Source organism: Streptomyces sp. FH025 (assembly GCF_017427025.1).
GTDB lineage: Bacteria > Actinomycetota > Actinomycetes > Streptomycetales > Streptomycetaceae > Kitasatospora.
Map to the genome: position 1 here is coordinate 1 of NZ_JAFLNG010000235.1, position 10,346 is coordinate 10,346.

At 72.1% G+C, this 10,346-nt stretch carries 11 protein-coding genes; 6 read left to right on the forward strand and 5 right to left on the reverse strand.

The annotated features are described in order from the left end of the window. Window positions 1-239, reverse strand: a 239-nt coding sequence (locus tag J0670_RS18200) for a DoxX family protein (RefSeq protein ID WP_207812665.1), incomplete at its 3' end; no start/stop codon positions are given. A gap of 274 nt (window positions 240-513) precedes the next feature. On the opposite strand from J0670_RS18200, the gene J0670_RS18205 reads away from it, so the two are divergent. After that, window positions 514-1,155: an HhH-GPD-type base excision DNA repair protein gene (locus J0670_RS18205; RefSeq protein WP_207812666.1), complete on the forward strand. Its 642-nt coding sequence runs from the start codon at window positions 514-516 to the stop codon at window positions 1,153-1,155. A 212-nt stretch (window positions 1,156-1,367) separates the two neighbouring features. Here J0670_RS18205 and J0670_RS18210 read toward each other — a convergent pair whose 3' ends face one another. Beyond that, window positions 1,368-2,846, reverse strand: a complete 1,479-nt coding sequence (locus J0670_RS18210; RefSeq protein ID WP_207812674.1) for an MFS transporter — start codon at window positions 2,844-2,846, stop codon at window positions 1,368-1,370. An 88-nt stretch (window positions 2,847-2,934) separates the two neighbouring features. Here J0670_RS18210 and J0670_RS18215 point away from each other — a divergent pair, with 88 nt between their 5' ends. After that, window positions 2,935-3,903 (forward strand): YafY family protein, encoded by a 969-nt coding sequence (locus J0670_RS18215; RefSeq protein ID WP_207812667.1) that lies wholly within the window; start codon window positions 2,935-2,937, stop codon window positions 3,901-3,903. Here the strand turns inward: J0670_RS18215 and J0670_RS18220 are convergent. Further along, on the reverse strand, window positions 3,900-4,787 hold the full coding sequence (locus tag J0670_RS18220; RefSeq protein WP_207812668.1) for a hypothetical protein: 888 nt from the start codon (window positions 4,785-4,787) through the stop codon (window positions 3,900-3,902). The two genes, J0670_RS18215 and J0670_RS18220, sit on opposite strands and share 4 nt — an antisense overlap. Before the next feature lie 9 nt (window positions 4,788-4,796). Then, window positions 4,797-5,315 (reverse strand): YbhB/YbcL family Raf kinase inhibitor-like protein, encoded by a 519-nt coding sequence (locus J0670_RS18225; protein ID WP_207812669.1) that lies wholly within the window; start codon window positions 5,313-5,315, stop codon window positions 4,797-4,799. 106 nt (window positions 5,316-5,421) lie between these two features. Here J0670_RS18225 and J0670_RS18230 point away from each other — a divergent pair, with 106 nt between their 5' ends. Next, a complete protein-coding gene (locus J0670_RS18230; protein ID WP_243437187.1) occupies window positions 5,422-6,078 on the forward strand; it encodes a rhomboid family intramembrane serine protease in 657 nt (218 codons plus the stop codon). A gap of 78 nt (window positions 6,079-6,156) precedes the next feature. Then, complete coding sequence (locus tag J0670_RS18235; RefSeq protein WP_207812670.1) at window positions 6,157-7,323, forward strand: hypothetical protein; 1,167 nt, start codon at window positions 6,157-6,159, stop codon at window positions 7,321-7,323. Between the two features lies 1 nt (window position 7,324). On the opposite strand, the gene J0670_RS18240 is transcribed toward J0670_RS18235, so the two are convergent. Continuing rightward, window positions 7,325-8,887 (reverse strand): helicase HerA-like domain-containing protein, encoded by a 1,563-nt coding sequence (locus J0670_RS18240; RefSeq protein ID WP_207812671.1) that lies wholly within the window; start codon window positions 8,885-8,887, stop codon window positions 7,325-7,327. A gap of 314 nt (window positions 8,888-9,201) precedes the next feature. On the opposite strand from J0670_RS18240, the gene J0670_RS18245 reads away from it, so the two are divergent. Continuing rightward, window positions 9,202-9,498 carry a type II toxin-antitoxin system VapB family antitoxin gene (locus J0670_RS18245; RefSeq protein WP_207812672.1) on the forward strand — a complete coding sequence of 99 codons (297 nt, stop codon included), beginning with the start codon at window positions 9,202-9,204 and terminating at the stop codon, window positions 9,496-9,498. A 251-nt stretch (window positions 9,499-9,749) separates the two neighbouring features. Beyond that, window positions 9,750-10,346: LytR C-terminal domain-containing protein (locus J0670_RS18250; protein ID WP_243437188.1), on the forward strand; the 597-nt coding region annotated here is incomplete at its 3' end.

The following is a 10,346-nucleotide window of genomic DNA, read 5'->3' on the forward strand; positions in this document are numbered from 1 at the left end:
AGGAAGTAGAGGATCACGCCGACGGCGGCGGCGTAGCCGATGGGCGGGACGGCGAGGCCGGCCAGGAGGCCGAGGGCGCCGGCGGCCTTGGCGACGCCTAGCCAGGTCCACCAGGCGCGCGGGACGCCGTACTCGGCGAGGGGCCCCACGACGTAGTCGGCCCCGGCGAAGACCGAGTACGCCGAGAAGCCGACCATGAGGGCGGCGAGGACGGTGACGACGGTGTGGGCGACGGACATTGAAGCGCTCCTCGTTCAGTGACTGCACGGTCGGAATCGGTCGAACACAGCACTGACCCGGCGCACACGGCGGGTGTGACAGGCGCGGACAAAAATTCTTCCGCGCCCCCTCCGTGGACCCCCCGCAACCGCTCCGCCAACGAACAAAGCAGGCATGGCAAGGCCCTGAACACCAAGACTTCCCCCACTACGGGCGTGTTGACCGCCCCCGCCCACGCCGCGTCCACCAGACTGGGCGCCGACCCTGCGTCAACTCCGTGGAGGGCTAAACCCCATGAACGTCACCGTTCGGCTCGCCCAGCAGCCCGAGGCCGACGAGCTGCTCGGTCGCAGTGCGCTCGCCGCGCTCGTCGGCATGCTGCTGGACCAACAGGTGCCGATGGAATGGGCGTTCACCGGCCCGCTGACCATCGCCCAGCGCCTCGGCCGGGACGACCTCGACGCCCACGAGATCGCCACCTACAACCCGGAGGAGTTCGTCGCGCTCCTCTCCGCGAAGCCCGCCGTCCACCGGTACCCGGCCGCGATGGCGAAACGGGTGCAGCAGCTCTGCCAGTTCCTGGTCGCGCAGTACGACGGCGACGCCGCCGCGCTGTGGAAGGACACCCGCACCGGCAAGGAGCTGCTCAGCCGCCTCAACGCCCTCCCCGGCTTCGGCAAGCAGAAGTCGCAGATCTTCCTGGCCCTGCTCGGCAAGCAGTACGGGGTGCGGCCCGAGGGCTGGCGCGAGGCCGCCGGGGCGTACGGCGAGGAGGGCTCGCACCGCTCGGTCGCCGACATCACCGGCCCCGAATCCCTCACCCTGGTGCGGGAGTTCAAGCAGGAGATGAAGCGCGCCGCGAAGGAGGCCAAGGCCGCCGCCAAGCCGCGCACCACCAGCCGGACGGCCACCGCGGGCGCTGCCGCCGCCCGGTAGAACCGACCTCGGAGGCCCATCGGAAGCCCCCCGGAAGCCCATCGGAAGCCCTCGCAGCCCTCGAAGCCCGCCCCGGTAACGGACCGCGCCGCCGTACGGTCCACGGCCCTCCCCGTGAACGCCGAGGGCCCCGGCCGCGCGGCGCGACCAGGGCCCTCGGCGAGAACCACGGGAGAGGACCTCCGACGAGGGGCACCCCCCGGAGAGGACCGTCAGACCAGCACCGGCTCCTGCTCCGCCACCTCGTCCTCGACCGCCTTCCCCTTCCGCCGCGGCAGCGCGAACATCAGCAGGAACACCGCGAACAGCACCCCCGCGACCCACCACATCGCGTGCGTGAACGCCCCGCCGAAGGCCGTCCCGACCGCCTCCGGCGCGACCACGTCGTCCATCGCCCCGAAGAAGGCCACCGACACCAGCCCGAGCCCGAGCGCGTTCCCCACCTGCTGCACGGTGTTGATCAGTCCCGAGGCCGACCCGGCGTGCCGGCGCGGCACCTCCGACAGCACCGCGTCGGTGATCGGCGCGACGATCAGGCCCATCCCCAGGCCCATCACGACCAGCGGCAGCACCATCTGCCAGGGCGCGATGGACGTCCCGTACCGGTCCGCCTCCCAGATGTAGGTGAGCACGCCCGCCGTCATCACCAGCGCGCCGGCCTGGAGCACCTTGCGTCCGAACCGCGGCACCAGCTTCTGCACCGACAGCCCGGCCGCCGTGGAGACCGCGATGGAGAACGGGATGCCGGTCGCCCCCGCCTTGAGCGGGCTCCAGCCCAGGCCGACCTGCATGTAGAGCGTCCAGACCAGGAAGTAGATGCCGAGCGCCACCCCGAAGGCCAGTTCCACGCAGATCCCGGCCGCGAAGCTCTTCACCCGGAACAGCGACAGCTCGACCAGCGGCGAGCCGTCCCGCCGCGTCTTGGCCTTCTCGTACACGACGAACAGGGCGAACACCGGCAGGCTGCCGGCCATCGACAGGTACCCCCAGAGCGGCCAGCCGGCCTCCCGCCCGTGCGTCAGCGGGTAGATCAGCATCAGCAGGCCGAGGCTGGCCACCGCGACGCCCACCAGGTCCAGCTTGAGCGCGTGCTCGGCCTTGGACTCGTCGATGAAGCGGCGGCCGAGCAGCAGCCCGGCGATGCCGACCGGCAGATTGATCAGGAAGATCGGCCGCCAGGCCAGGCCCAGCGGGTCCCACTCGGTGAGCAGCGCACCGATCATCGGACCGGAGACCGCGCCCAGCCCGACCACCGCGCCGAACAGGCCGAACACCTTGCCGCGCTCCTCCGCCGGGAAGGTCGCGTGGATGATCGACAGCACCTGCGGCACCATCAGGGCCGCCGTCGCGCCCTGCAGCACCCGCATCGCGACCAGCATCTCGGGGCCGGAGGCCAGCCCGCACAGGGCGGAGGCCAGGGTGAAGCCGCCTATCCCGATCAGGAACACCCGCTTGCGGCCGTGGATGTCGCCCAGCCGACCGCCGGTGATCAGGCCGATCGCGAAGGCCAGCGCGTAGCCGCCGGTCACCCACTGGATGGCGCTGAAGGAGGCGCCGGTCTCCTCCTGGATGCTCGGGATGGCGATGTTGACGATGGTCACGTCCACCAGGTCCATGAAGGAGGCGACCATCACGATCGCCAGCGCGATCCACCTCCGCCGGTCCGTACCCGCGGGCTCCGCGGTCCTCATTCCGTACTCCTCGCTCTTCTGCACGCCCGGAACGGTAGCGGGGATGTAGGTCAGGACCTGTCCCAGTTCATCCGGCATGCTGGAGGGCATGAGCGACACCCCGGCCCGGCTGCTGAGCCTGCTGTCCCTGTTGCAGACCCCGCGCGAGTGGCCCGGCAGCGAGCTCGCCGAGCGGCTCGGCGTCAGCCCCCGCACCATCCGGCGCGACATCGACCGGCTGCGCGACCTCGGCTACCCGGTACGGGCCACCATGGGCGCCGTCGGCGGCTACCGGCTGGTCGCGGGCACGGCGATGCCGCCGCTGCTGCTGGACGACGAGGAGGCGGTGGCCATCGCGGTCGGGCTGCGGGCGGCGGCCGGGCACGCGGTGGTCGGCATCGAGGAGGCCTCGGTACGGGCGCTCGCCAAGCTGCTCCAGGTGCTGCCGGGCCGACTGCGGCACCGGGTGGGCACGCTCAACACCGCCACCGTCCCGCTGCTCACCGGGGACGGTCCGACCGTCGATCCGGAGGACCTCACCCTGCTCGCCGGCGCCGTCACCACGCACGAGCGCCTGCGCTTCGCCTACCGGGCCCGCGACGGCGCCGAGACCCGCCGCAACGTCGAGCCCGAACGCCTCGTCTCGACCGGCCGCCGCTGGTACCTGATCGGCTACGACCTGGACCGCGAGGACTGGCGGCTCTTCCGGGTCGACCGGATCACCGAGCCCTTCGCCACCGGCTCCCGGTTCACCCCGCGCCCGCTCCCCGCCGAGGACCCGGCCGTCTTCGTGGCGACCAGGCTGCACCGCCGGTCACCGAAGCACTCCATGGTCGCCACCGTCCACCGCCCCGCCGCCGAGGTCGACGGCTGGATGCCCTGGACCGGGGACTACGAGCTCGAACCGATCGACGACCGGAGCTGCGTCCTGCGCTCCCGCGCGGACTCCCTGAAGTGGCTGGCGGCCGGACTGCTGATGCTGGACTGCGACTTCGAGGTGCACGAGCCCCCGGAGCTGCGCGAACACCTCCGCGCCCTCGCCGCCCGTGCCAACCGGGCGGCGGAGAAGGGGAGTTAGACCGAGACCCGGTACCAGCCGTTCCCGCAGCGGAACCAGAGCACGCCGTCCCGCCCGTACGCCCGCTCCCGGTCGAGCTCTCCGGGCAGCCGCAGCTGCCGCTTGGCGGTCTGCTTCCACTCCTTGCCGACCAGCAGGTGCCAGGTCAACTCGCCACCCCTGGACAGGAAGACGCCCTCGCGGCCGCGGACGGCGAACCCGACCGGTACCCGGACCGGAAGGCGCACCGTGTTCGACGACCCGTCGGCCGGGTCGATCCGGGTGAGGTGGCTGCCCGAGGAGCTGGGGTACCAGGCGAGCCAGGCGTACCGGCCCTCGGTCGCACCGGCCAGGCCCTCCAGCGGGTAGGCGGGCAGCTTCCGCTGCTCCGGCCGCCAGACCGTCCGTCCGTGGGTGTCCACGCCGAGCAGGCCGTGGTGGGCCAGCGGGTGGTCGCCGTAGATGCCCTCGTCGCCGTACGCCATCCAGATCCGGCCGTCCCGGTCGGTCACCAGCGCCCTGATGTCGTCGCCGAGGCCGAGCACCCGCTCGGGTGTCCCATCGGCCCGGTACACGGCGGCGTTGGGCACCCAGTCCGCACCCACCTGGTCGGCCCGGAAGTCGGCCAGCAGCACCCGCCCGCCCGGCAGCAGCGCCAAGTGGCCCCCGGCGATGTCGACCCCGGACAGCGGCACTCGCCACTCCCCCCGGGGGCCGGTCACGACCACCTCACCGTCGAACGGCAGCCGGACGGGCGGCCACGACCCGGCCGGTGCCGCGTACTCCTCCGGCACCACCAGGACGGCCAGTTCCCCGCCCGGACCGACCGTCCAGGTCAGGGCCGGGCGGCCCGCCCGCACCTCCTCCTCGGGCAGCCGCCAGACCTCGACCGGACGATCGACCATCGAAGGACCTCAGACCCCGTACTCGCCGGTGAGCAGCGCCCGCCCGAGGGTGTGGAAGGTGATGTTGAAGCCCACCTGGGCCGGCGGCGTGTCGGCGGTGACGTCCAGCTTCTCCACGTCCAGCGCGTGCACCGCGAAGACGTACCGGTGCGGGGCACCGGGCGGCGGGGCGGCGCCGTCGTACTTGTTGCCGGGGAAGTCGTTGCGGCCGTGGAAGGAGGCCGCGCCCGGCAGGTCGCCGTCCGACGAGCCGGCGCCGCGCGCCAGTTCGGTGGTGTCGGCGGGCAGGTTGAGGGCGAGCCAGTGCCACCAGCCGGAGCCGGTCGGCGCGTCCGGGTCGTAGCAGGTGACGGCGATGCTCTTCGTGCCCTCCGGCAGGCCCGACCAGGCCAGCTGCGGCGAGAGGTTGCCGCCGGAGTAGATGAACTCCTGCGCCAGCGTGCCGCCTTCGGTGAAGTCCCGGCTGCTCAGCTCGAAGGACGGCACCTGCGGCAGGAACTCGTACGGCAGCGGCGGACGAACACTCATGGGTGGTCACCTCTCACGGATCTCACGGACGGAATGAACGGTCGGAATGACAGGGCCACTGTAATGGGGGTGCACGTGCGATCCCGCCGCCCCTAGAGTCGAGGTCATGGCCGCCTCTCTCACCCGCCTGCTCCTGGACTCCCGTCGCGCTCTGCTCACCATGCTCGGTCTCCAGGCCGTCATCTGGTCGGTGCAGGTGGTGAACTGGCTGGACGACTACGGACTGTCCTGGGATTTCGGCCTGCGCTCGGAGCGGATCGACGACCTGCCCGAGATGTTCACCATGCCGTTCCTGCACTTCAGCTGGGACCACGTCGCGGCCAACTCCATGCCCCTGTTCGTGCTCGGCTTCCTGGCCGCCTACCGGGGCATGCGGAAGTTCCTGCTCGCCAGCCTGGTGATCGCGGTGTCCGGTGGGCTCCTGGTCTGGCTGCTGGAGAGCCCGAACCACGTGACGGCCGGCGCGAGCGGCATGGTCTACGGCTACCTCGGCTACGTGGTGCTGCGCGGAGTCCTCGATCGCAACGTGCTGGACGCGGTCGTCGGCGTCGTCGTCGCCGCGGTCTACTCGACCATCCTGATCGGCGTCCTGCCGGTCGCCCAGGGCGTCAGCTGGCTGGGCCACCTCGGCGGGCTGATCGGCGGACTGGCCGCCGCCGTCCTGCTCCGCAACCGGCCGGCCTCGAAGTCCGCACCGGCCGCCCCCACCTCGAACGGCCCCCACGCCGACCTGCTCAGGCAGCTGGACGACCTGGGCCTCTGAGCGGCGTCAGGTATAGACCATTCCCACCCCTGCGGCTAGCGTGAACCGCGCACCTTCCCCCAGCTCCGGAGCCGCACCGTGGAGTCGTCCGTCCTCGCCTTCGCCACCGACCTGCTCGACGAGGGCGCCGACACCTTCTTCGGCAACCTCACCGACCGCGCCGGGGTCGGCGGCGTCACCCTCGCCTCGGTCTACCACGAGGCCCGGGACGTCTTCCCGCACAACCCCCACCGGGTGATCCGCTACCTGGAGCCGGGCGCGGCCTACTTCCGCCCCGACCCGGCCCGCTGGCGGGGCCGCCGCCTCGCGCCCGTCCCGTCCTCCGCGATCGGCGACCGCGACCCCTTCGCCGAGGCCGCCGTCGAGGCCCGCCACCGCGGCCTGAAGCTGCACGCCTGGACGGTCTTCTGCCACAACGACCGGCTCGGCTTCGCCCACCCCGACTGCGCCCCGGCCAACGCCTTCGGCGACCGCCACCTGACCGAGCTGTGCCCGGCGAACCCGGAGGTCCGGGAGTACGCGCTGACCCTGGTCGCCGAGCTGGCCCGGTACGGCGTGGACGCCATCCGCGCCGAGTCCCTGCACTTCCACGGCCTGCGCCACGGCTACCACCACGAGCGCTACTTCGAGGAGCTCGGCCCGACCGCCGAGGCCCTGCTCGGCGTCTGCTTCTGCCCGCACTGCCGCGCCGCCGCCACCCGGGCCGGCGTGCCCGCCGAGCAGGTCGCCGAGGCGGTCCGGACGGAACTGCGCCGCCGCCTGGCCGACCAGGACGCCGCCGCCGAACCCGCCGACCTGAGCGCTCTCGCCGACGGCGCCTTCGCCGCCTACGTGGACGCCTCCGCCACCACCGTCACCTCGCTCGCCGCCGAACTCACCGAGCAGGCCCGACTCCACGGCATGCGGCTGAGCTTCATGGACGGCGGCGGCCCGGGCAAGGGCTGGCTGTCCGGCATCGACCTGCCCGCCCTCGCGCGGGCCACCGACCAGATCGAGACCCTCGGCTACGCGAAGACCCCGGAGGCCGTCCGGGAGAAGCTCGCCGCCTTCGCCCTGCACGGCGTCCGCCCGGAGCGGATGGCGGTGATCCTGCGCCCGATGGCCTCGGACTGCGACGGCCCGGAGAACCTCGCCGCCAAGCTCGCCACCCTGCGCGAACTCGGCGTCCCGGAGGTCGAGTTCTACAACTACGGCCTGATGCGCCTGTCCTCCCTCGACCGGATCGGTGCCGCGCTGGGCGGCTGAGTCAGCGCCGCCGCTTGGACGTCCCGAACAGGCTGCGCGAGATCTCCTGCCCGAGCTGCCTCCCGGCCGAGCGGGCGAAGGACTTCACGGTCGGGTTGCTCAGCAGCGAGCCGAGCAGCCCGCCCACGCCCTCCTTCTCCCGCGACGGCTCCCGTGACGGCGCACGCGGCGCCTCCCGCTCCGGTTCGACCGGCGCCGCCTCCGGCCGGGGCGCCCGCGCCGCCAGTTTCTCGTACGCCGACTCCCGGTCGATCGCGTCCCGGTAGCGCGCCGTCAGCGGCGAGGCGTCCACGACAGCCCGCAGCGCGTCCGGCTCGATCGGCCCCATCAGCGACTGCGGTGCCCGCAGCCTGGTCGCCGCGACCGGCGTCGGCGCGCCCTTCTCGGAGAGGACGGTCACCACGGCCTCGCCGGTGCCCAGCGAGGTGAGCACCGCGCTGAGGTCGTACGAGGAGCGCGGGAAGGTCGAGACGGTGGCCTTGAGCGCCTTGGCGTCGTCCGGGGTGAAGGCGCGCAGCGCGTGCTGCACCCGGTTGCCCAACTGCGCGAGCACCTCGGACGGGACGTCCCGTGGCGTCTGGGTCACGAAGAAGATTCCGACGCCCTTCGAACGGATCAGCCGCACGGTCTGGGTGATCGCCTCCAGGAAGGCCTTGGAGGCGCCCTTGAACAGCAGGTGCGCCTCGTCGAAGAAGAACACCAGCTTGGGCTTGTCCAGGTCCCCGACCTCGGGCAGCTCCTGGTAGAGGTCGGCGAGCAGCCACATCAGGAAGGTGGAGAACAGCCGCGGCCGGTCCTGCACGGCGGGCAGCTCCAGCACCGAGACCACGCCCCTCCCCTCCGGGGTGGTGCGCAGCAGCTCGGCGGTGTCGAACTCGGGTTCGCCGAAGAAGGCCCCGGCGCCCTCGTTCACCAGCACGGTGAGCGCGCGCAGGATCACCCCGGCGGTGGCCGCCGAGAGACCGCCGATGGTGCGCAGCTCCTCCTTGCCCTCGGGCGAGGTGAGGAAGCCGATCACGGCGGTGAGGTCCTTGAGGTCGTACAGCTCCAGGCCCTTGCTGTCCGCGTAGTGGAACACCAGGCTGAGCGAGGCCTCCTGGGTCTCGTTCAGGTCCAGCACCTTGGCCAGCAGCAGCGGCCCGAAGCTGGTGACGGTGGCCCGGATCGGGATGCCCGCACCCTTCCCGCCGAGCGCGTAGAACTCGGCCGGGCAGCCCTGCGACGTCCACTGCTGCCCGACCTCGGCGGCGCGGGCGCCGGTGCGCTCGCTCGGCGCACCGGGCGCGGCGATGCCGGAGACGTCCCCCTTGATGTCGGCGAGGAACACCGGCACGCCCTGCGCGGAGAGCTGTTCGGCGATCAACTGGAGGGTCTTGGTCTTCCCGGTGCCGGTGGCCCCGGCCACCAGCCCGTGCCGGTTGAGCACGCCGAGCGGGATCCGCACCTGGGCGTCCGGGTAGGCGGTGCCGTCCAGCAGCACCGCACCGAGGTCGAGCGCAGGCCCGGCGAAGGCGTACCCGTCGGCGATCTCCCGGACGGCCGGCGGGGTGGGGGCGGAGGACATCGGTGCACACTCCTGGGCGGATCGGGACTCAGGACCGGGACTCAGGATCGGGACTCACGCACAGGACTCACGAACAGGAACCAGGAACGGGAGCCGGGAACGGGAGCCGGGAACGGAACGCGGAAACGGGCACGAAAACGGACACGAAAACGGAACGCGGTCGGAACTCGGAAACCGAACCCGATCGGAACCGGGCCGATGTTCGCGACATTTCCCATCAAACAGCCGCATTCGTCCATCCGCAGTTCACACCCGTGCGCGTGGCGGCGTCGCGGCTGCTGCGCCATCCGCCGCCCAAACGGTAGGCTTTCCGTGTGATCTTCAAGCGCATCGGCAATGGGCGGCCGTACCCGGATCACGGCCGGACGAGCACCCGCCAGTGGGCTGACGTCGCCCCGCGTCCGGTGCGGCTCGACCAGCTGGTGACCACCAAGGGCAACCTCGACCTGGAAACCCTGCTGGCCGAGGACTCGACCTTCTACGGGGACCTCTTCGCCCACGTGGTGAAGTGGCACGGCGACCTCTACCTGGAGGACGGACTGCACCGGGCCGTAAGGGCCGCGCTGCAGCAGCGCCAGGTGCTGCACGCCCGTGTCCTCGAAATGGACTGACGGCCCCATCGCGGGCCATCCGGACCGCCCCCTCGCCATTCGGCGGAGGGCGGTCCGTGCGTACCCGGGTACCCCCTTTCGGGTACCGGCGTACGCCAGATGATGATCGTTTAGTACCTTCGCACTCGTACGGCACTACGCTGCTGACTACGGCCGCCACCAGGGGATCCGCCCGCACCCGGGGACACCTCTACCCGGCCACCCCGTCATCCCGACCCCGCCCTGGCACGAGGGGGAGACAAACCGTGAGCATGTTGACTCCCCAAGGCCTCAAGGGGAAGCAGTACCGCGTCACCGGCAACGCCTATCCGCGGCTGGGCCGGCCCCCGAAGAAGAGCCGCAAGGTGATCGCCGTCCTCGCGGGCCTGCTCGCCCTGGCCCTGATCGGCCTCGGCGGCGTGCAGCTGTACGACATCTTCCGCGGCAAGGACAAGAACTCCTCCGCGCAGGCCTGCGCGACCCCGTCCGGCAAGCCGCTGGCCGCCCCGACGCCGGGCGCCACCCCGGGAGCCCCCGGCGCACCCGCCGCACCCGGCGCCCAGGGCGACCCGCACGCGATCCCGCAGGCCGCCGCCGTCACGGTGAACATCTACAACGCCACCACCAAGGCCGGTCTGGCCGGGCGGACCGCCGAGGAGTTCAAGAAGCGCGGCTTCACCATCGGCAAGGTCGGCAACGCCCCGGCCGAGCTGGACAAGAAGGTGCCCGGCACCGCCCAGGTGATCGCGGGCCCGGCCGGTGCCGGCGCGGGAACCCTGGTCGGCTCGCAGATCGCCGGGGCCACCGTCACCGCCGACGCCCGCACCGACGCCACCGTGGACTTCGTGATCGGCGACAGCTACAACGCC